16 protein-coding genes are annotated in these 20,853 nt (G+C 62.8%); 7 read left to right on the top strand and 9 right to left on the bottom strand.

Features of this window, described 5'->3' with window-relative positions; genetic code table 11:
- The first annotated feature begins 185 nt into the window (after positions 1-185).
- Complete coding sequence (locus tag IFO71_RS18375) at positions 186-1,976, top strand: ABCB family ABC transporter ATP-binding protein/permease (protein WP_192031138.1); 1,791 nt, start codon at positions 186-188, stop codon at positions 1,974-1,976.
- 9 nt (positions 1,977-1,985) lie between these two features.
- On the opposite strand, the gene IFO71_RS18370 is transcribed toward IFO71_RS18375, so the two are convergent.
- Positions 1,986-4,121, bottom strand: a complete 2,136-nt coding sequence (locus IFO71_RS18370; protein WP_192031137.1) for a serine/threonine protein kinase — start codon at positions 4,119-4,121, stop codon at positions 1,986-1,988.
- Between the two features lie 408 nt (positions 4,122-4,529).
- Here IFO71_RS18370 and IFO71_RS18365 point away from each other — a divergent pair, with 408 nt between their 5' ends.
- Both IFO71_RS18365 and IFO71_RS18360 read left to right on the top strand, forming a co-directional pair.
- Entirely contained in the window at positions 4,530-5,459 is a 930-nt protein-coding gene (locus IFO71_RS18365; protein ID WP_192031136.1) for an esterase/lipase family protein, read from the top strand.
- 2 nt (positions 5,460-5,461) lie between these two features.
- Positions 5,462-6,511, top strand: coding sequence for a lipase secretion chaperone (locus IFO71_RS18360; protein ID WP_192031135.1), 1,050 nt, complete (start codon positions 5,462-5,464; stop codon positions 6,509-6,511).
- Positions 6,512-6,561: 50 nt separating this feature from the next.
- Here the strand turns inward: IFO71_RS18360 and IFO71_RS18355 are convergent, their stop codons facing one another.
- The 4 genes from IFO71_RS18355 to IFO71_RS18340 all read right to left on the bottom strand — a co-directional run bounded on the left by IFO71_RS18355 (position 6,562) and on the right by IFO71_RS18340 (position 8,625).
- On the bottom strand, positions 6,562-7,095 hold the full coding sequence (locus IFO71_RS18355) for a periplasmic heavy metal sensor (protein ID WP_192031134.1): 534 nt from the start codon (positions 7,093-7,095) through the stop codon (positions 6,562-6,564).
- Entirely contained in the window at positions 7,092-7,457 is a 366-nt protein-coding gene (locus IFO71_RS18350; protein ID WP_192031133.1) for a hypothetical protein, read from the bottom strand. The genes IFO71_RS18355 and IFO71_RS18350 overlap by 4 nt, the downstream gene beginning before the upstream one ends.
- Positions 7,447-8,052 carry a sigma-70 family RNA polymerase sigma factor gene (locus IFO71_RS18345; RefSeq protein ID WP_192031132.1) on the bottom strand — a complete coding sequence of 202 codons (606 nt, stop codon included), beginning with the start codon at positions 8,050-8,052 and terminating at the stop codon, positions 7,447-7,449. Before IFO71_RS18345 ends, IFO71_RS18350 begins: the two co-directional genes overlap by 11 nt.
- 93 nt (positions 8,053-8,145) lie before the next feature.
- Entirely contained in the window at positions 8,146-8,625 is a 480-nt protein-coding gene (locus IFO71_RS18340) for an EF-hand domain-containing protein (protein WP_192031131.1), read from the bottom strand.
- Between the two features lie 295 nt (positions 8,626-8,920).
- Here IFO71_RS18340 and parC point away from each other — a divergent pair, with 295 nt between their 5' ends.
- A complete protein-coding gene (gene parC / locus IFO71_RS18335; RefSeq protein WP_192031130.1) occupies positions 8,921-11,170 on the top strand; it encodes a DNA topoisomerase IV subunit A in 2,250 nt (749 codons plus the stop codon).
- A gap of 226 nt (positions 11,171-11,396) precedes the next feature.
- On the opposite strand, the gene IFO71_RS18330 is transcribed toward parC, so the two are convergent.
- The 4 genes from IFO71_RS18330 to IFO71_RS18315 all read right to left on the bottom strand — a co-directional run bounded on the left by IFO71_RS18330 (position 11,397) and on the right by IFO71_RS18315 (position 16,363).
- Positions 11,397-13,526, bottom strand: a complete 2,130-nt coding sequence (locus tag IFO71_RS18330; RefSeq protein WP_192031129.1) for a peptidase domain-containing ABC transporter — start codon at positions 13,524-13,526, stop codon at positions 11,397-11,399.
- Positions 13,523-14,788 carry an HlyD family secretion protein gene (locus IFO71_RS18325; RefSeq protein ID WP_192031128.1) on the bottom strand — a complete coding sequence of 422 codons (1,266 nt, stop codon included), beginning with the start codon at positions 14,786-14,788 and terminating at the stop codon, positions 13,523-13,525. The genes IFO71_RS18330 and IFO71_RS18325 overlap by 4 nt, the downstream gene beginning before the upstream one ends.
- A gap of 147 nt (positions 14,789-14,935) precedes the next feature.
- A complete protein-coding gene (locus IFO71_RS18320; protein ID WP_192031127.1) occupies positions 14,936-15,175 on the bottom strand; it encodes a hypothetical protein in 240 nt (79 codons plus the stop codon).
- A gap of 78 nt (positions 15,176-15,253) precedes the next feature.
- Positions 15,254-16,363 carry an MvdC/MvdD family ATP grasp protein gene (locus tag IFO71_RS18315; protein ID WP_192031126.1) on the bottom strand — a complete coding sequence of 370 codons (1,110 nt, stop codon included), beginning with the start codon at positions 16,361-16,363 and terminating at the stop codon, positions 15,254-15,256.
- 304 nt (positions 16,364-16,667) lie between these two features.
- On the opposite strand from IFO71_RS18315, the gene IFO71_RS18310 reads away from it, so the two are divergent.
- The 3 genes from IFO71_RS18310 (at position 16,668) to IFO71_RS18300 (ending at position 20,525) form a co-directional block, all read left to right on the top strand.
- Complete coding sequence (locus IFO71_RS18310) at positions 16,668-17,252, top strand: ECF-type sigma factor (RefSeq protein ID WP_192031125.1); 585 nt, start codon at positions 16,668-16,670, stop codon at positions 17,250-17,252.
- Positions 17,245-19,821: a serine/threonine-protein kinase gene (locus tag IFO71_RS18305; protein ID WP_192031124.1), complete on the top strand. Its 2,577-nt coding sequence runs from the start codon at positions 17,245-17,247 to the stop codon at positions 19,819-19,821. Before IFO71_RS18310 ends, IFO71_RS18305 begins: the two co-directional genes overlap by 8 nt.
- A gap of 104 nt (positions 19,822-19,925) precedes the next feature.
- Entirely contained in the window at positions 19,926-20,525 is a 600-nt protein-coding gene (locus IFO71_RS18300; RefSeq protein WP_192031123.1) for a hypothetical protein, read from the top strand.
- The last annotated feature ends 328 nt before the right edge of the window (positions 20,526-20,853 follow it).

Here is a 20,853-nt window from a genome sequence, read left to right as displayed (position 1 = left end):
CACCGCCGCGAACGGCGGGCCTCAGGCCCACCCTAGATGGATGGATGTCTAGCCCCTCACCCTACTCATAGGGTGGGCGGGTCGCCCACCAATCCGCGTGGTGGTCACAGGCGTCACAGCCCCAGCCTCGGGCTCGATTGAGGGACAAACCTTGCCCCCGCTCAATCCGCCCCCATCTCCCTCCGATGGATACCCGCGCCCGCACGCCCCGCTCCACCGGCTTGGCCATCGTTGCCGAGCTGTTTCCCTACCTGAAGCCCTACGGGCTGCGGATCGCGCTGGCTCTACTCTGCCTGCTGGCGGCCAAGGGCGCCGGGCTGAGCGTGCCGCTGGTGCTGCGCGAGCTGATCAACTCACTGAACGTCGAACTCAGCCTGCTAGCGGTGCCGGTCTTGCTGCTGTTGGCCTACGGTGCGGCGAGGCTGTCGGAGCGAGTGTTCGCCGAACTGCGTCAAATCGTATTCGCCCGAGTCATGGCCGGCACCTCACGCACGGTGATGCTGCTGGTTTTTCGCCACCTGCACGCCCTTAGCCTGAAGTTTCATCTAGATCGTCGAACTGGCGGCCTGGCGCGCGATGTTGAGCGCGGCGGGAGTGCCATTTCCGATCTCCTCGACTGGGCGCTGTACACCATCCTGCCGACCCTGGTCGAAGTCACCCTGGTCACCCTGGTATTGCTCACTCTTTACGACGCCAGCTTTGCGCTGATCGTCCTGGCAACCCTGGTCGGCTATGTTCTCTTTACCATTTCGATCACCGAGTGGCGAACCCGCTTCTATCGTGAGGCAGTCGAGGCCGACACCCACGCCAGCGCCAGCGCGGTCGACTCCCTACTCAACTACGAGACGGTCAAGTACTTCAGCAATGAAGAACACGAAGCTCAGCGTTATGACAAGACGTTGCAGCGAATGGAGGCGACCCAGATCAAGTCCTACAAGAGCCTCGCCCTGCTCAATATCGGCCAGAACCTGATCGTCAGTCTCGGCGTTACAGTGCTGATGTGGCGCGCGGCCAGCGGCGTGGTGTCGGGCGAACTCACCGTTGGTGATCTGGTACTGGTCAATGCCTACCTGCTGCAGATGGCCGGCCCGCTGCACCTGCTCGGCACGATGTACCGTCAGGTCAAGCAAGCCCTGACCAACCTATCGCGGCTATTCGGACTGCTTGATGAGCCGCTGGATGTGCAGGACCGCGACAACGCCATCGCCCTGCAACCGGCTCGCGCCTCTGTGCGCTTTGCCGCGGTGCATTTCGGTTACGACCCGCGACGCGAGATTCTGCACGGCATTGACTTCGACATCGCGCCTGGCCACACCGTGGCCGTGGTCGGTCATTCCGGCTCCGGCAAATCCACCCTGGCCCGACTGCTGTACCGGTTCTACGACGTGCAGGCTGGTAGCGTGGAGCTCAATGGCCAGGATATCCGCGACTACCAGCAAGCCTCCCTGCGCCGAGCCATCGCCATCGTTCCGCAGGATACCGTACTGTTCAACGACAGCATCCTCTATAACATACAGTATGGTCGACCCAGCGCCAGCCGCGAGGAAGTCGAACAGGCCGCTCGCGCCGCGCATATCCATGACTTCATCGTCAGTCTGCCCGACGGCTACGACACCCAGGTCGGCGAGCGCGGATTGAAACTTTCCGGCGGCGAGAAACAGCGCGTCGCCATCGCCCGCGCCCTGCTTAAAAATCCCTCCCTGCTGATCTTCGACGAGGCCACTTCGGCGCTGGATTCCAAATCCGAGAAGGCGATCCAGGCCGAACTCGATCGCCTCTCGCAGGGCCGCACCACCCTGGTCATTGCCCATCGACTGTCTACCGTGATGAATGCCGATCAGATCCTGGTGATGGATCAGGGCCGCATTATCGAGCGCGGACGACACGCCGAACTACTGGCTAAGGGTGACCACTACGCGCATATGTGGCAGTTGCAGCAGGAGCAGAAGGATCAAGCAAGCCAGCAACGGGTGTAGGCGAGCTGCTCATTCAGCATCTGGATCCGGCGACACCTGTACCAGGATCCATTCCAGCGGATGAATCCGATCGAAGGCGACGATCTCCGGCCGACCAAAGGCCTGAGTAGCAACGGCACCAACATCTTCGGCAGCGAAGGCGGCGCGCAGAGCGGTATCGCCAAACGGTTGTAGCAAGTGCGCATGCTCACCCGCCGTGTGGGTCAGCAGTTCTTCTGCGGCCATGATGCGCCCTTCGCCATCAAGCAGGGCCAGGCGCATGCCCGGCTGTTGGCCAAGCAGGTTGTTGACCACGAAGTCGAGTGCCATGTCCATCGACAGGGCGCCGAGAAAGCGGCCTTCGGGATCATGCATCGGGCTGCCTAGCGGCAGCACGACGTCACCGCCGTCGTGGTCGGCGTAGGGTTCGCCCCAGCGCGAACGCGGCTGTTGCTTCAGTGCCAGATACCAAGCACTGTCGCGCAGATCGGTTGAACTCGCCAGCGGGCGGCCCGGATAGTGCATGAACAGGCCTTGCTCCAGCACCAGCTTCAGCTCGACCAGGCCGCTGGCATACTGCCCGCCGCCCAGCGTGCGTCGAGTGGTTTCCAACAGCGCATTCCGATAGCTGCGCAGATGATGCAAACGTGAGGTTAAGGGGGCCACGGTCGACGGATCGGCGCCTTCCGCCACGCTCCAGACCGCCGACTGCAGGCTCACGTCACGGCCCAGTTCGGGGTGCGGGGCGAAGTCTGGCGGCCGGCGTTCGGCATTGGCGAAATCGTCTTGCCAGTAGGTCGGCGTGGCATCTTCGGCCGTGCCAAACTGCACCAGTTGCGCGGCAGCCAAGGCCAGCGACTCCAGCTCGCTCTGCAACGCCAGCAGTTCCAGCTGCAGCCGGTCGGCCTTGCCCACCACGCTCTCGATCAAGTCGCGCTCCAGCAGCTCACGCGCACGGGCCTGCTCCAGGCGCTGGTCGTGCTGCCACATCAACACGCTGAAACCGGTGGCGGCGGCGGCGATCAGGCCGACGAACGCCAGTAACATGCCCTGACGGTGCCGCCCAACATAGCGTTGCGCGCGCTGCCACCAGGTATCGGGCAGGGCGTGTACCGCCTCGCCATGCAAGTAACGACGCAGGTCAGCGATCAACTCGCCGATATCGGCATAGCGCTGTTTCGGCTCATAGCGGGTGGCGCGCTCGATGATGGCGCGCAAAGGTCGATCGATCGGGCGCTTCTCAAACGCGTGCTTCAGCGGTACACGCCGACCATAGGCAGCGTTGTGCATCACATCCGAGGCGTTGTTGCCGTCAAACGGCGTGTTCAGGGTGACGATTTCAAACAGCATCAATCCGAGCGCGCACTGGTCGCTGAGCGGGCCCAGTTCGGCACTGCGTCCCTGCGCCTGCTCGGGCGACATGTACATCGGCGTGCCGACAACGGCGCCAAACTCGGTTTGCGCACCGCTGGTGTTCTCACTCAAGCCGAGGTCGGTGGGTTGATCGGGCCCATCGGTTTCGAACAGGCGACAAATGCCCCAATCCATCACATAGGTTTCGCCGTGCGGGCCCAGCATGACGTTGTCGGGCTTCAGATCGCGATGAATCACGCCCTTGCCGTGCGCATAATGCACCGCTTCGCAGACCTTGATCAGGTGTTCGATGCGGGTCGGCAGACTGTGCGACTCATCCGGCGAGCCGCGTTTTTCGTACGCGTCGATGGTTTCCTGCAGGTAGTCGGACAAGGTACGCCCAGCCACCAGTTTCATCGCATAGGCGGGCGAACCTTCTGGCGAAACCTCAAGCCCGTATACCGGCACGATATAAGGATGATCGAGCTGCGCGGTAACCTGCACTTCGCGCAGGAAGCGTAGCCGTGCCGGCTCGGCATTGCGCAGTTCGTCCGACAACTGTTTCAGGGCAACCTTGCGGAACAGTTCCAGGTCGCGTGCCACATGCACCCGGGCCATGCCGCCTCGGCCAGCTTCGCCGAGGATGGCGTAGCGGATACGGCCCGGCGGCAAGCCGTCGTCCGCGGTGGTCGTGGTGGCGGACGTCGACAAACTGGCATCGTGCACCGTGGTGGCGCCTGTCAAGCGCGACGGCACATCGGGCGAGAGTGTGATGCCAGGATCCGCCTGACTGGCACTCGTTCGACCGGCCACCTGTGTTCGCCAAGACTCAGGATCCACACTCCCCCCCGGTCGCGGTGTTCGCTGAAGCCTAACTAGGTGCACCGGGGATTGGCAATTGCCCGGCTCTGCCCATCGTCCAGCGTCACTCGACAAAACCAAACCCCTGGTGGTGGGCCAACAGGTGGCAGTCCTCGGAGCCATGTTGCACGTTTTTCTGATGGTCTGCCGGAGCAGTTGCGCAGGCAACCGATCTGGCTAGGCTTTTTGCTGAACGTCACCGCTCGTCGGCTGCCAGCACGAATTTCAAACAAACGCTTGACACACTCGCAATAGCGAACATACGGTCACGTACGGGGAATTCACGAATGGACTCGAACGCTGGCGCCAGCCGACCGCGCCAGCGGCTGATTGCGTCGGCCTGCTTTCGGGGAGGGAAGCATGTTCAGTCCTCTGTTCCGCCGCCTTGCTGCGGTGCTCTTGCTGTGCGCTTTGCCGCTGTATGCTCAAGCCGCTGGTTATACGCAGACCAAGCATCCGATCGTCTTGGTGCACGGCCTGCTCGGATTCGATTCGCTACTCGGGGTTTACGACTATTGGTATGGCATGCCGCAGGAACTTCGCTCGGGGGGAGCGAAGGTCTATGTGGTGAATATCAGCTCCAGTCACTACACCGAGGTGCGCGGCGAGCAATTGATCGATGAATTGGACACGTTGAAAGCCCTGTACGGGCACAGCAAGTTCAATCTGGTCGGTCATAGCCATGGTGGGCCAACGGCGCGTTATGCGGCCTCGGTGCGACCGGATCTGGTCGCCTCGGTCAGCACGATCGGCAGCCCACACGCGGGCAGCAAGGTGGCGGACGGACTGGACAGCAGTTTGCCGCCGGGGTCGCCGCTGCGCCCCCTGGTGGTGGGTTTCGTCGACGCATTGTCGGTGTTCCTGGAATGGTTGTCGGGCGATGACGACCCGCAGTACGCACTCGGTGCACTGGCCTCGCTGACCACGCAAGGTGCCAACGCATTCAATGCCCGCCATCCGCATGGCAAGCCCAGCAGCAGCTGCGGTCAGGGCGCGGCCGTGGTCAACGGTGTGCGCTACTACAGCTGGAGCGGCACCTCGGTGCTGACTCATCTGCTTGACCCCAGCGATGCCCTGCTCGGCGCCAGCAGCCTGTTCTATGGCTTTGAGGCCAATGATGGCTTGGTCGGGCGCTGCTCCTCGCATTGGGGCGTAGTGCTGCGTGACAACTATGGCTGGAATCATCTCGACGAGGTGAACCAGATGTTCGGTTTCACCAGCTGGTTCGCCTCCAGTCCAAAGTCGGTGCTGAGGGCCCATGCCAACCGGATGAAGAACGCCGGACTGTGATGATGAGTCGCACGATCGAAAACCAACGAGGGCGGTTCGCCGCCCTCGCAGTGGCGCTGGCCGTTCTGGCTGCCTGCATTGTGGGCCGGTGGCCGCAGAACATCGCGCAGCCACCCACCGAGGAAAATGCCGAGCCGGTAGATTCCTTGGCAACCGCAGCGGCCAGCCCGCAGAAAACGCAGCCCAGCTCAGCCCTGCAAGCCAACACTGTGGCAGGCCCTGATTGGCAAGTCGCGCTGGCCCAAACCTCACTTCAGGGTGCCGCCATCGATGGCGTGCTGAGCTTTGAACCCAATGGTCGCCTGCGCGCCGATAGCGAGCTACTGCGGCGGTTCGATTTCTTTCTCAGCCTGAGCGGTGAGCGCTCCGAGGCCGAGATTCGCCGCCTCTTGCTGGCCAGCATCGAACACCAGTACGGCGCCGTGGTGGCGGCCGAGGCCGAAGCCTGGTTCGACCGCTATCTCGGCCTGCGCGCCGAGTTGGCAGCGCAACTGCGGGCCGAGAATCTCAGCCAGAATCTCGCCGCCATCGAAGCGGCGCAGCGGCGCTGGTTCGGCGATCAGGCCGATGCGCTGTTTGCCGCCGAGAATAGCTACCGTCGCCTGGCCACCGAACGAGCGGCCTTGCTACGCGATAGCAGCCTGACGGAAGCCGAGCGCGTGACCGCCTTGGCCATGCTGGAAGCCGACTTGCCGGAGAGCGTACAGCAGGATCTGCAACAGATTGCCGATGCTCAATGGGCCAACGAGCAGAGTCGGCAATTCGAGCAACTGCAGACCAGCGCAACACAGCGCATGACCGAGCGCGAAGCCCTGTTCGGCCGCGAAGCAGCGCAGCGACTGGCGGCCCTTGACGCCGAGCGGGCGCGCTGGAATCAGCGCCTGACCGACTATGTTCGGCAGCGCGAGCAGCTACGTGCCAGGCATGCTGCTGACCTATCGCGCTTTCAGCAAGCACTGACCGGGTTGCGGAACCAGATGTTCAGCGGGCCTGAACTGGTTCGAGTGGAGTCGCTGGAGTTGGTTGGGCGCTTGCCGGTGGGTGGTGGGTAGCGCCAGACCAACGCCCGCCCTAGCGAGACGGTAGCATCGGCAAGGCCCGCCTATTTGCTGTCTTCGCCGGGCGGCTCGTCGGATTGATGCTCGCCATCACGTGATCTCCGCTCTTCGCGCCGGCTCCGTCCTTCCTGTCCGCGACGGGTAAACAACTCGGCCACTTGCCGACGCTCGTCGGGAGTGAGCCGACTTAACAGATCGCTCAGCATGGCATGCACGGTCTCGGCAGTGTGCTGTTCGGTCTGGCGAATCGCAGCGAACTGCTCGGTCAGCACGGCTTGCTCGACATTCTCCTGGCGCAGCGAACGAATCAGTTCGCGCCGCGCTCGACGCTGTTCGCGCATGGCCTTGCGAATGGTCGGCTTGTGCGTTTCGAACAGTTCATTCACCAGCTCGGCACGTTCCCTGGGTAAGGCCTGACGCAGGGCATGCGGGCTGGGCATCGGCCCGATGGTGGGTGAAGACGATCCACGCCAACCCAGCAGGACCGCCGCCAGCAGCAGGGCCAACGCCACGTTCAGCGCTATCAGCCCGCCTAGCAGCCAGCGGCCGAGACGAAGCCATTGCGCCAGCTCACTCACTGCTCAAACTCCGCGTAAGACTCATCGAGCATCGCCTGACTGAGCAGATCGACCGGTTCGCTCTCGATCTCGCCGACACGTTCCCAGTCAAGATTGCTGCCAAGCAGGGCGAGCGCCAGGGCCATGCCGGTGGCGGCACTCGGCATCAGCAGCCGCCAGCCGCCCAGCAATCGCCACAGGTCCTGCAGCACCGAGGCCAGACCACCGCGCTGGTGGCGTTGCCTCGAAACCCGCGCCGCATCGTCCAGAATCCGGTCGACCAGCTGGGGCGAGAGCACCGGCGGCGCACGCTCGGCAAGGTACCGTTCCAGTAGCCTGTCCTGCGACTTGTCGGACGAAACGTGGTTGGATTCAGGGCTCATGCTGAGATTCTCGTCTCTTCGCAGCCTGTCGCAGCGACTGCCGCGCGCGGCTCAGCAATGATTCCAGGGCGCCGATCTCGATGTCCATCACGGCCGCGGCCTCGCGCTGATTCAAGCCCTGGTCGTGGCACAGCAACAGCGCCTCACGCTGCCGCTGCGGCAGTGCTGCCATCGCTCGATCGAGCCAATCCTGGGTTTCGGCGTGCTGCGCTGAGCGCTCGGGATCTACCGCGGGCGAACGATCCGTCAGCACCTCCCAGTCATGCGCTTCCATCGACAGGTCACGCCGCTTGCGTAGCCGATCGCGCGACGCATTCAGGGCAACCTGATGCAACCAGGTTCCCAGTGCCGCGTCGGCCTGCCAGCGCGGGGCCAATTGCCAGAGCTTCATGAACACCTCCTGGCAGACATCTTCCGCCTCACCAGCGTCTCCGAGCAGGCGGTAGGCCAAGCGATGCAATCGCGGCAGATAATACTGAACCAATCGTTTGGCGCCTTGCTGTCGTCCGTTGGCATAATCGCGCAGCCATGCCAGCACCTCGTGCTGTTCCGGTGGATGCTGCAGGTCGTCGGCATTGGCAGTGGGGTTCGGCACACGGGAGAGCAACGCTGTGATGCGGCCTGAGGTTGACCGGGAACGGCGCCGGGAGCAAGCGCTACCCGGCCGTCCTCAGGCCGCAGCCCTCGCCTACTGCTGCTGCCGCCCTTCGCGATGCCGCATGCGCTGACGCGGACGTTCGTCAGAACTGATCACGCCATCATCGTTCTTGTCCAACCGAGCAAAGACTCTGGCCTCAGGAGTCTGGAACTCGGCCACTGACACCTGACCGTCTCCGTCGGCATCGAGGCGCATGAAGCGATCACGGGCGCGCTGCTCGCGTTTGGCCTGACGTTGCGCCTTGGCCTCTTCGAAGCTGACCAGCCCATCGCCATCCATATCGGCAGCTGCCACTCGCTCAGCGGCATACTGATCCGCCTCCGCACGGGTCACCTGGCCATCCGCATTGGCATCGGCCTGCTCAAACGGCAGGGCGCGCGAGCCCTTGTGGCCGTGATCGCGAGGACCGGCCGTGGCCAGGCCGGCGCCAATCACCAGCGCCAATGCGGCGGCTGCGCTGCCCAACACCCAGGGCAGATTACGATGGGGAATGTGGTTCGTTTTGGACATGGTGACTCTCCTTGGGGCTGGATTGCGTGGCTACGCCGCTCCGCTCTTCATCAAGCCCGATGAAGGCGAGTGGCGGCTGGGGCGCCGAACCTGACGACGCGGGCGGCTACGAGGGCGCCTGCGCGGGTCGTGTCCGACCTGCCTTGTCCTATTCAACGCGCCAGGAGGCGAAAGCCTTCGGCGCTGAGATGAATCCATTCAGGTTCGGTTTTGTCGGCGATTTCACAACCACGAGCGGACCTGAGCCGGATGAATCCCTACAATAGGCCGCTTTGCCAACTTCCAAGATGCCCGCATGAGTGACATGACCCGCGCCAGTTTCCACGGTTTCGAGCAGATTCCGCTGCACGAATACGCCGAGCGCGCCTATCTCGATTACTCGATGTATGTGGTACTGGACCGTGCCCTGCCGTTTGTCGGCGACGGCCTGAAGCCGGTGCAGCGTCGCATCATTTATGCGATGAGCGAGCTCGGCCTGGGCGCCGGCGCCAAGCCGAAGAAATCGGCCCGCACCGTCGGCGATGTGATCGGCAAGTTCCATCCGCACGGCGACAGCGCCTGCTACGAGGCCCTGGTGCTGATGGCGCAGCCGTTCTCCTACCGCTATCCGTTGATCGACGGCCAAGGCAACTTTGGTTCCAGCGACGATCCGAAATCGTTCGCGGCCATGCGTTACACCGAATCCAAGCTGACCCCGATTGCCGAAGTGCTGCTCGGCGAGCTGGGCCAGGGCACGGTCGACTGGACGCCCAATTTCGACGGCACGCTGGAAGAGCCCAGCTGGCTGCCGGCGCGCCTGCCGCATCTGCTGCTGAATGGCACCACCGGCATCGCCGTCGGCATGGCCACCGATATCCCGCCGCACAACTTGAATGAAGTGGTCAGCGCCTGCGTGCGTCTGCTGGATGACCCCGATGCCAGCACCCGCGATCTCTGCGAACACCTACGCGGGCCGGATTTCCCCACCGCGGCGGAAATCATCACGCCAGCCAGCGATCTCTTGAAGATGTACGAGACCGGTCACGGCAGCGTTCGTGCGCGGGCGACGTACGTGCGCGAGGGGGCCAATATCGTCATCACTGCCCTGCCGTATCAGGTTAGCCCGAGCAAGGTCATGGAACAGATTGCGCAGCTGATGCGGGCCAAGAAACTGCCCTGGCTGGAAGACCTGCGCGACGAGTCGGATCATGCCAATCCAACCCGTTTGGTGATGGTGCCGCGCTCCAACCGGGTCGACTACGAGGCCCTGCTCAGCCACTTGTTCGTCACCACCGATTTGGAGAAGAGCTTCCGCATCAACTTCAATGTGATTGGGCTGGACGGACGTCCTCAGGTCAAGCCGCTCAAGCTGTTCCTTAACGAGTGGCTGCGCTTCCGCACTGACACCGTCACCCGTCGACTCAAGCATCGCCTGGAGAAGGTCGAGCGGCGCATGCATCTGTTGGAAGGCTTGTTGATCGCCTTCCTCAACCTCGACGAGGTGATTCGCATCATCCGCAACGAGGATGAGCCGAAGGCGGTGCTGATGGCGCGCTTTGGCCTGACCGAAGCGCAGACCGAATACATCCTGGAAACCAAGCTGCGCCAGCTGGCGCGGCTGGAAGAAATGAAGATTCGCGGCGAGCAGGATGCCCTGGCCAAGGAGCATGCCGAGTTGACCGCCATCCTCGGCTCGCCGGCCAAATTGAAGAAGAAGGTCAAGGACGAGCTACTGGCCGATGCCAAGAAGTTTGGCGATGCCCGTCGCTCACCGATCGTCGAACGCGAAGCGGCGCAGGCGCTGAGTGAAACCGAGATCATTGCCAGTGAGCCGATGACCGTGGTGCTGTCGCAGAAGGGCTGGGTACGTGCCGCCAAGGGTCACGAGATTGATCCGGCCTCGCTGAGCTACAAGGAAGGCGATGCCCTGCTCGACTATGCTCGCGGCCGCAGCACCCTGCAGGCGGTATTCCTCGACTCAGCCGGTCGTGCCTATTCCAGTCCCACGCATACCCTGCCCTCGGCACGAGGCGCTGGCGAGCCGCTAACGGGTCGTTTCACTCCGGCCGGCGGCGAACACTTCGTTGCCACGGTGAGTGCCGAAAACGAACAGAAACTGGTCCTGGCCTCCAGCCATGGCTACGGCTTTGTCACCAAGTTCGAGAATCTGGTTGGCCGACAGAAAGCCGGCAAGCAGGTACTTAACCTGTCGTCTGGAGCGGCTGTGCTGCGCCCGGCCCTGGTCAACGACGCCGATTCGGATGTACTGGTCAGCATCACCAATGCCGGCCACCTGCTGGTCTTCCCGCTCAGTGAGCTGCCGGAGCTGGACAAGGGCAAGGGCAACAAACTGATCCAGATTCCGCCGACCAAGCTGAAGTCCGGCCAGGAAGCGGTGGCTCACGTCGCCTCGGTGCGCAACGGGGGTGAGATCACCCTGTACTGCGGCCAACGCAAACTGACCCTGATCTGGCGCGATCTGCAGGCCTATATGGGCAGCCGCGCCACCCGTGGCAATGCCCTGCCGCGCGGGTTTCAGAAGGTCGATACGGTGAGCGTGGGCTGATCGATTTCGCAAAACCGCACAAGGACCTTGAAGCGAGGCGCTCTTCCCCTGGCCCGACAGACTTTGCTGGCGCGCCGACTGGGGAGCCGATCTTCTCGCGCCCAGGGGCCTCGCGTAGGAGGCTCCTGAGCAGGGGGAGCAAAGCCTGACTTCTGCGCATCGATGGCTTACGAGATCGCCCCCACCAAAACGGAGAAGCGGTCCCAGCTATCGATGAGACCCGCCGCTACACCTGCGCCCGCAAGGGTTCGGGCTCATTCGCACCGCCATCGACGCAGCGAAGCGGTTGTTGTGGCCGATACTCGCGCGCCACACGCCCCTGCTGTAACACCACCACTCGATCCGCCATGGCGATCGTTTCCGGCCGATGAGCGATGATGATGGTGGCCAACCCGAGTTCCCGCACCGCCTGATTGACCCGTTTCTCACTGCTCACATCGAGATGACTGGTGGCCTCGTCCAACAGCAGCAGTTGCGGTTGCCGATACAGAGCTCGCGCCAGCAAAAGGCGCTGCTTCTGGCCGCCGGACAGACTGGCGCCCATATCGCCGACCAGGGTGTGGTAGCGCATCGGAAAGGCTTCGATGTCGCCGTCAATCGATGCCTGCTGCGCTGCGCGCCAGATCCGATCTGCATCCGGCTCCGCATCAAAGCCAGCGATGTTCTCGGCGATGGTGCCGGCAAACAGCTGGTCGTCCTGCATCACCACGCCACAGACCCGGCGCAGGGCCGGAAAGTCGCCGCGCTCGAGCATTCTGCCATTCACTGCGATCGCACCGCCCGAGCTCGGCAGCAGGCCCAGCAACAGTTTCAGCAGGGTGGACTTGCCACAGCCCGAGGCGCCAACGATGGCCAGCGTCTCACCGGCACTGACCTGCAGATCGAGTTGATCAATCACCCACGGATCATGCTCACCGTAGCGAAAGCTCAGGCCACGCGCTGAGAATGTCGCCACGCGCTCGAACGCTACACCAGGATTCTCCGGTTCCGGATCGCAGTCGGTGATGTCACTCAGGCGTTCGGCATGCAGCTTGAGCATGCGAAACTCAACAATCCGATCCACCAGCACAGTGGCGCGAGCGACAAACTGATCGCGGTAGGCCAGGTAGGCAATCAAAAAGCCCACCGTGAACACATTCTGTAGAACCAGCCCCGCGCCAAGGAACACGATCAGGATGCGTTCCAGCCCGTTCAGTAGCTGCTGCGAGCAGCGCAACCACAGGTTCAGGCGATCCAGACTCAGTTGCTCGTTGAAGGTCCCGGCTACCCGATCCTGCCACAGACGACCGCGCCGGGACTCAGTGCCAATCACTCTAAGGCTCTGAATCCCCCGTACCGACTCGACGGCGAAGCTGTTGAGGTCAGCCGCCGCGGTGATGACGCGCTCACTGCGTTCGTGAATGGCGCGGATCAACAGGGCGCGAAGACTGAGGTTGATCAGCAGAATGCCGACGGTCAGCGCCGCCAGCTTGGCACTGAACGAGAACATCAGGGTGACCACCAGGATCGCCATGATGCTGTCCATCACCAGCTCAACCAGGCCCGAACTAAGCGCTGACTGCAGCGTCTGCAAGGAATCGAAGCGCGACAACACCTCGCCCAGACTGCGCTTTTGAAAGAAGTCGAGCGGCAAGCGCAGCAAGTGCTTTTGTAGACGACTTTGCCAGGCAAAGCCCAAGGATTGGGTCAGGGTGGTGATCGACCAGGTGCGCGAAGCCCCCGCCAGAACCTGCAGCCCCAGCAACACCGAGAAGGCGATTGCCAATGCCCCAAGCAGCCCCAGATCCCGACTTACCAGCACCTGGTCGATCACCGTCTGGACAAACAGCGGTGATACCAAGACCAACAGTTCCAGCATGACCGCCAGCAGCGCAATGCGGCCGAGACCGCTGAACAGGCCGTGCAAGGGACCCAGCAGACGGCGCCAGTGCACCCGACGGCGCTCGCGAATCGGCGCAAAGCCCGACGACGGCCAGATTTCCAGCACCACACCGGAAAAGCTCTTGGACACCTCGCTCCAGCGACAGCGCCGACGCCCGCGGGCAGGATCAAGAATCTCGATACCCTGACGATCAGCGGCCACCAACACCACGAAGTGGCTCATGTTCCAATGCAGGATAGCTGGCGTCCTGAGCTGCCTCAGGTCTTCCAGCTCAATGCGCAGTGCCCGGGCATCGAGCTGATTCAGCTCGGCAAGATCAACCAGATCGTTAAGGGACAAACCGCGGTTCGAAACGCCCTGTTTGCCGCGCAACCCGGCCAGACCGCGCTCATCGCCATAAGCGCCCAACACCATGGCAAGGCAGGCCAGACCGCACTCCGCGTTCTCGGCTTGCCGAATCAACGGTACTCTCATGGCGCAGCTCCGACATCGGGTCGCAATTGCGAACTGATTGGTTCAAGCAGCAGATCGACCAGACGTCGGCGACGCAGAATCAGATCGGCCTCTACGCTCATGCCAACCTTCAAGTGCTGCAACAGGGTCTGACTGGCCTCGGTCTGGTCAATGGCCAGTTCCACCCGATAGACCGGCGCGCCGCCGGCCGCGGAGTGACCCAGAACGCCGAGTTGCGCCTGGTCGATGGGCGTCTGCGACACCTGCACGACCCGACCCTGCAAATGCCCATGTCGCTGATGCGGCAAGGCTGCCAAGCGCACCACCGCCAAGCCTCCGGCTTCTATCCGACCCGGCGCCTGCGCTGGCACCAGCACGAAGGCGCGCAACTCGGCACGATCGTCGTACAGCATCAGCACTGTCTGGCCGTTGCGAACACTCTGACCTTCCTTGATCAGCAAGTTCCCGACCACAGAATCACTGGCGGCGGTCACGCGGTATTCGGAATCGCGCTGCAAACCGGCCAGCTCGCGCTCAAGTCGCGTCTTCTGATCCAGATATTCGCTCTCGGCGATTTCATTCTGCTCCGGCAAGGCCTGCAGCTCCTGCCGTCGGATCTCGATCTCGCGCTGTTGTGCACGCATCATGCGCCCCAGCACCTCGGCCTCGGCGCGCAAGTCCAGAACGGCCGCCTCCTGATCTGCCAGTTGCAGTCGCGAGATCGACCCTTTTTCAGCCAGCTTTCGCAAGCCGGGCAGCTTGCTTTCGGACAGCGCCAGGCGGGTGGCCTGTAGTTCAATCTGCTGCTTGAGCGACTGCAGATCATCGCGCAGGCTGCGCATTTGCGCCGAGGCACTGCGCAGCCGCTCGCTCTCCAAACTGCGCCGCGCTCGCATTCGCACCTCAAGTTCGTCCAACTCGGAACGCAGCTGCGTCGCCCGCTCTTCTCGGCTCTGCTTGAGATTGAGGGTATTCATGTCGGGGCTGAGGTCGAACAGCGGGTCACCGCGCTTCACCCTGTCGCCGGGCTTGACATGAATCGCGATCACCGCCCCTTCCACCGGCGCTGTCACCGCCAGCAGGCCAGTGGCCGGCTGCAGTGCCCCGCTGGCATTGATCTTCTCGCTGAATCGGGCCCAGCCCAGCAGGGCTGCCAATAGACATACGGCGCCGACGATCAGCATCAGGATACTACGCCAACCGGGCTGGATCGCATGCAGTTGCCTGCCTTGCTGGTTGCTGGCTGCATGCTGCAGCGCTTCAGGGCGATACAAGTCGTTCATCGGGCACTTCGTGTCGGCGGGAACATGATGTGCAGACCCAACACATCGAATTTCACCGAGCCGCCAGACACAATGGTCTGGCGGCCGGCGCGATCACGGCACTCTGCGCCCGCCTTCCTCGAGGGTGCGGGACAGAGTTCCGATCGATCAGTTTTCCTGCTTGAAATCGTCGTCAAACGAAACGCCGGTGCCGGCGCAGTCGATGATCGGCAGGGTGTGGCCGGTGTCGACAGCAGCGCCGGTGTTCAGGTCGCTCATCGGCAGGGTCACGTCAGCGTTCATCGGCGAATCGAAGGCCGCCTGGGTGCCGGTGCCGCCGGCGACATTCAGGGTCTGCTCTTTCGCCAGCACACGGCCCAGCACACGGTTGTCTTGATTCTTGCTCATGGTAGTTTCCTTTGGTTAAGTAGATGGCCGCATGGCCGGTATTGAGCGCAAGCACTTGCTTGTCGCAGGGATCCGAATCTAGGCAGCGGTGGCCGATTCTTCGGAACGGGTGACCTGTTGCTGACGCCGCTCGCGGTCGGTTGCCAGCAACTGGTTGAAATCGAAATCGCAAATCACGTCTGCCCAGCGCCGCGGCGATGCCGGCTGGCGGTAGACGAAGTCCGGGTCGCGGGATTCAAGAAAGGCACAGCAGGCGTCCATCAGCGGATGCTCCGGCGCCCACTGCTCGACGAAAATGAACTGGCCCGCTTCGTTCACTTCAAGAAACACCCACTCGCCCTGCGGCGTGACAATGAAATCGAACGCGCCGCAAACAATGCCGAGCTTGCGCATCAGGCGGACGCAGGCATCCTGAACACCGGCAGGCAGTTCAATCGGTCCGGTGCTGTTCTCTGCGCTTTGGTGCAGCCGCCAGTCGAACTCGCCGTACTGAATCTGGTGCGAGTCGATGCCAACGGCAAAGCAGGAGCGACCAAAGAACTGCGCACGCACCTCGAAACTCTTCTCCACTTGCTGCTGATAGATGCCGGGTGCAGCGCGAAGCAGGAGGTCGGCGGGCAGATCATCGCCAGTGACGCGGGCGGTGTAGCTTCCGTATTCCTTGCCCTCCTCGTGCCAGATCATTCCGCGCAGCGGCTTGTAAATGGCTCTTGGATGACGCCGCAGGAAGTCGCGAATCGCTTTCGGCCGATTGCTGACCAGGGTCGGAGGAACCTGCAGCCCTACGGTCATCGCGTGCTTCAGCTGCAAAGGCTTGACGTTGCAGCTGAGCGCGGTGTTACGTGGGTTTGCCCAGAAGGCATCGTCCAGCATGTGGTAGTAGCCGGATTCAAAGGACAGCAACTCTTGCTTGACGAACTGCAGATCCTCTCGATTCAGGCCCGACGGAACTTGCGGCGCCTGCGGCCGTCGATTCCACACCACATCGACTTTGCCCAGGTCGACCACGCCATCAATGCCGTGGTGCTGCATGGGCGAGCCGATGTTGCTGTCATTGAAGTGCATATCGACGCTGCTCAACCGCGGAAGATCGTTGCCGAACTGACGTACCACGCTGTGTCCGCGCTCGAGCAACAGAGCCTCAATGACCGCAGCATGCACGTCATCGAACCCCGTAAGTATCATCATGTTAAGCCGATCTTTTCGCATAGCTATTCCCACGTCTGTCAAGAGATCGCTGTGAAAGCGACTAGTCACATCGTTTCAGCAGCCTTCATGAGTTAACTCGCAGGACGAAGAAAGAATCGATCACGCTTTTGAAAACTTTTTTTGAGCCGTTACGCAGAAGCGTTCGGAGGAGCTGCAAGGGATTGCGACACCCAGGCGGCCGCAGGCTCCAGGTGGCGGCGAATGCCCGTGGCCCTGCTAGACTTCGCGGGCGCGCGCGGCGCGAACTTCCAATCGATCACCAAACGGGACCCGGGGGGGGCTTGTGAAAGAAGGCGAAATCACCCAGCTGCTGGAGAGCTGGAAGCAGGGCGACCGCTCCTGTGAGGGGCAGCTGGCCAACCTGATCTACCCGGTACTGCTGGACATTGCCCGTGCGCAAGCTCGCCGCCATCGCGGCTCGTTGACCCTGAGCGCCACCGAGGTGGCTCACGAAGCATTCGAGCGAATCTACGAACAGCGTGCCGTCGACTGGCAGAACCGGGCACACTTCTACGCCATCGCCGCCACCGTGATTCGCCGTGTGGTGGTCGACTATCTGCGCCAGCGTGGTGCCGAAAAGCGCGGTGGCGATGTCGATCTGGTGCCGCTAGATAGCCTGCAGGAATCAGAACAGCCCAGCGCCGCCCATCGAATTGACTGGCTCGATCTTGACCGCCTGCTGATCGCGCTGGGTCAAGAGGACCCTGCAGCGATGAAGGTGGTGGAGATGCGGGTCTTTGCCGGTTTGAGTGTTGAGGAGATCGCCACCGCAACACAGAGTTCAGTGGCCACCGTCGGTCGACAATGGCGTTTTGCCCGCGCCTGGCTTGGATCCCGTTTGCAAGGCGATCTGGGAGTTCATGACTAGTCTGCGTTTTCAGCGGCTGCGCGAGCTGTTCGACAGCGCCTCCGAGATTCCAGCATCGCAGCGCCAGACCTGGCTGGAGCTGCACTGCGGCGACGAGGACCCTGCCCTGCTGCAGGAGTTGCGTTCGATGCTGGCCGCGGACGCTGACCCGGAGGCACCGCTGACCGAAGCCTCGCTGCAGCTCAACCGGTCACTGTTGGCCGAGGCGATTCCGCAAAGCCTGTATGCCGGCCGTGTCGTCGGGCCCTATCGCATCGAATCGTTGCTGGGCAGCGGCGGCATGGGTCAGGTGTTTCGTGCCCAGCGTGCGGACGGCACGGTCGATCAGTCGGTCGCACTCAAGCTGATTCGGCCTGAAGCGATGAGCCCGGAGGTGATGCGGCGCTTCCGCGCCGAACGCCAGGCCCTGGCGCAGCTGACTCACCCCGGAATCTGCCGCTTCCTGGACACCGGCAGCGATGACACCGGCGCACCCTACGTGGCAATGGAACTGATCGAAGGCGAGCCCCTGCTGAGCTACGCCGAGCGCCATCGACTGACGATTGCTCAGCGCATCGAGTTGCTAAGAGCGATCTGCACGGCGGTGGAATATGCACATCAGAACCTCATCGTTCATCGTGATATCAAATCAAGCAATGTGCTGGTCGGCGCCGACGGCCAACCCAAGCTGCTCGACTTCGGTATCGCCAAGTCGCTGCGCGGCCAGGTCGAGCACACGCGCACCAGTGAGCGCTTTTTCTCACCACTGAACGCCGCTCCTGAGCAGTTGCGCGGCGACGTCGTCGGGGTCGCTTGCGATATCTACGCACTGGGTGTGCTGGCCTACGAGCTGCTATGTGGCAAGCCGATGTTCGATTTTGCCGGGCTGCGGCCGGGCGAGGTGGAACGGCTGCTGCTCAGCGTACCGCCGCCGATCATGAGCCAGCGTCTGCGCGAGGAGGACACAGCACTGGCGCTGTCACGTGGTGTTGCCTCGGTAGCCGCGTTGCGCCGCCGGCTCGCAGGTGACCTGGACGCTATCGTGGCTCGTTGCCTGCGCAAATCGCCGCGCGAGCGCTACGCCCACGTGGCCCAGCTCAGCCAGGATCTGGCCAATGTGCTGGAGGGGTTGCCAATTTCCATCCGCGGTGGCGAACGTCTGTACAGCCTGCGCAAGTTCGTCGCCCGGCACGCGCTGGCCACCACCTTAACCAGCGCCTTGGCTGCCTCGCTGACCCTGGGCCTGGGCGCATCCCTGATACAAAGCCATCGACTCGAACAGCAGCGCAATGAAGCCGTCAGCGAACGCACGCGGGCGGCGCTGGCGCTGAGGCTGCTGCAGGAGGCGTTCATCGGCGCAGACCCCGCCAAGGTGGCCGGCGTAGACGTTTCGGCCAAACAGATTCTGCAGTCGGCCAAGCCGCGTATCGAGGCGCTGCGTGCCGACGACCCGATTGCCTACGCATCGCTGGCCACCACCATCGGCGAGATCGAACTCGGTCTGGGCGATGACGCCAACGCGGCTGAAACCGCCGGCCTTGCAATTGACGCCCTGAATGCCCTGAATGATCGCCCCGCGACCTTGCTGCGACGACTGCTGCTGTTGTCAGCAGAGGCCAATACCGGGCGCAACCAGATCGAATTGGCCCGCGCTGCTCTGGATCAGGCAATGTCGATGGACGCCGCAGGCGCTCAGGCGGTGGACCTGGTCCTGGCCCGAGGCCGGCTGGAAACCTTCAGCGGCAATGCCGAATCCGCGACCCGTCTGCTGCGTGAGGCCTTTGAGCTGACCCGCAGTCGCCCCGGCGACGACGATCAGGCCAGTCAGGCCGCACTGCGTCTCGCGGAGGCGCAAGCGCAGCAGGGAGATGCCGCAACCGGCCTGTCGACACTGCAGACTTTGGCTGAGCGCCAACAAACGGCGATGAGCGCGGGCGATCCGCGACTGCTGATCACGCGCCTCAAGATCGTCGAATTCAAGTCCCGGCTGAAGCTGAGTGACGAGGCTCTGGCCGAGGCCGAAGCATTGCGCGAGGAGATCATGCGTCTGTACGGAGCGGAAAGCATCATGCTGGCGCGCGCCGAATCGACCCTCTGGGATGTGCTGTATGTGCTGGAACAGGATGCTCGTGCCGCCGAGGTGATCGCCCATGCCGAGCAAATCTGGCACAAGCAATTGGGCGCCGATCACCCGCGCAGCGTCAGCGCCACTTACAATCGCGCCATCACCCTGCAGCAACTACCCGAACGTCAGGCAGAGGCCAGTGCTGCCTACGCCGCGGCCATTGCTGCCGCCGACCGAAGTTACGGGCGCGACAGTAATATCAGCGCGCGTTTTCGCCTCACCTATGCACGCTTTCTGGAGCAGACCGCAACACCCTTGCAGGCCCTGCAGTCACTGGCGCCGCAACAAAGCCAGCAATTTCGACACAAATGGGCTCCGAACTACCGTGAAGAATTTGACAAGACGCTGGGCCGACTCTACGATTCGGCCGCTTGTCAAGCGGCAGATGTGGCGGCAATCGCCTACTGTCGCGCGGCCGCTGACTATCTACGAAACGTCGCAGTGAACGCCGCCGACGGGCGGTGATCGATCTTGCGAACGGATTGCGAGTAGTTCCTCTGAAGCCCGATGCTTCTTGCCCCCGAAGGGGCAACCGCAGTTGGTCACCCCCAATTCAAGGACACTTTCCTATGTATTTTCGTCCGCTAGCGTTTGTGTTGTCGGCCTTGGCTTTGTCGACCGTGCAGGCGCAGTCACACCGCAATGCTGATCAGGCCGACCACGCGGCTGCTCAGCAGCTCAGCGCAGAGCGCACCGCTGAACACCTGGATGCTCGCCGCCCAAGCCGCGCCAAGGCCGACAAGACGCCGATCCAGAAGGATCGGCCTGATCCGTGCCGCCCGCCAACGCTGCAAAGCACCTGCCATGTGTCTGAGTGGGAAGGCTTGTTCGCGTCGAAAAGCGGCGGCGCCGGCCCGGTCTGCATCAAGGCGATGTGCGTGCCGAACCAGGATCCACCGGAACCGATCCTGATCGATTGCAGTTACTCCTACGGCATTCATAACTGCGAAGTCTGGCCGCAGGGTGAGGGCCTGACCTACCTGTTCACCGCGCCATACTTCGGCGTGGCAGAAACTAGCCCGACGCCGTACTCAGTGCGCAGTTTCGAGTGTTCGCCAGTCGGCGGCGGCGGTTTCGTCACCGTCACTGTCACCTCGCCCACCGGCGTGTCGGCCAGCGACTCGATCGATTTGCCCTGTCCGCGGGTCGGCGTACTGGATCCTCGATAAACCGGCAAGCAAGGGGATGCACAGAGGGTGCGCCTAGGCGCACCCTTTTGTTATGTGCAGCGGATGAATATGCTCGCGTCTTGCGGTTGACCTTGGCGGTATGTGCGGCGTTAGCCCGGATATTTCATGCGGGGGTGCGGATGATCACCGAGGACTTTGCGTCGAGTGCAAGGCGCGACGAGCCCAAGTGGTGGGCCCACTTGGTCGAGATCGGGACGCAGTCCCGCGTAGCTGCGACAGCAGCCGACCGAGCGTAGCGAAGGCGCAGGCTACGAAGTAGCCGTTGCTGCGTAGCAGCCGACCGAGCGTAGCGAAGGCGCAGGCTACG

The sequence above is a fragment of the Pseudomarimonas arenosa genome (assembly GCF_014841215.1).
In the GTDB taxonomy this organism is placed as follows: Bacteria; Pseudomonadota; Gammaproteobacteria; order Xanthomonadales; family Xanthomonadaceae; genus Pseudomarimonas; species Pseudomarimonas arenosa.
The sequence above is the reverse complement of the archived record's forward strand: the minus strand, read 5'-3'. Positions and strand labels throughout refer to the sequence as shown.

Coding starts and splice junctions, on each gene's coding strand:
- IFO71_RS18320 (WP_192031127.1), bottom strand. CDS start 15,175: ATGAGCAAGAATCAAGACAACCGTGTGCTGGGCCGTGTGCTGGCGAAA.
- IFO71_RS18330 (WP_192031129.1), bottom strand. CDS start 13,526: ATGAGAGTACCGTTGATTCGGCAAGCCGAGAACGCGGAGTGCGGTCTG.
- IFO71_RS18300 (WP_192031123.1), top strand. CDS start 19,926: ATGTATTTTCGTCCGCTAGCGTTTGTGTTGTCGGCCTTGGCTTTGTCG.
- IFO71_RS18340 (WP_192031131.1), bottom strand. CDS start 8,625: ATGTCCAAAACGAACCACATTCCCCATCGTAATCTGCCCTGGGTGTTG.
- IFO71_RS18315 (WP_192031126.1), bottom strand. CDS start 16,363: ATGATGATACTTACGGGGTTCGATGACGTGCATGCTGCGGTCATTGAG.
- IFO71_RS18305 (WP_192031124.1), top strand. CDS start 17,245: ATGACTAGTCTGCGTTTTCAGCGGCTGCGCGAGCTGTTCGACAGCGCC.
- IFO71_RS18350 (WP_192031133.1), bottom strand. CDS start 7,457: ATGAGCCCTGAATCCAACCACGTTTCGTCCGACAAGTCGCAGGACAGG.
- IFO71_RS18375 (WP_192031138.1), top strand. CDS start 186: ATGGATACCCGCGCCCGCACGCCCCGCTCCACCGGCTTGGCCATCGTT.
- parC (WP_192031130.1), top strand. CDS start 8,921: ATGAGTGACATGACCCGCGCCAGTTTCCACGGTTTCGAGCAGATTCCG.
- IFO71_RS18360 (WP_192031135.1), top strand. CDS start 5,462: ATGAGTCGCACGATCGAAAACCAACGAGGGCGGTTCGCCGCCCTCGCA.
- IFO71_RS18365 (WP_192031136.1), top strand. CDS start 4,530: ATGTTCAGTCCTCTGTTCCGCCGCCTTGCTGCGGTGCTCTTGCTGTGC.
- IFO71_RS18325 (WP_192031128.1), bottom strand. CDS start 14,788: ATGAACGACTTGTATCGCCCTGAAGCGCTGCAGCATGCAGCCAGCAAC.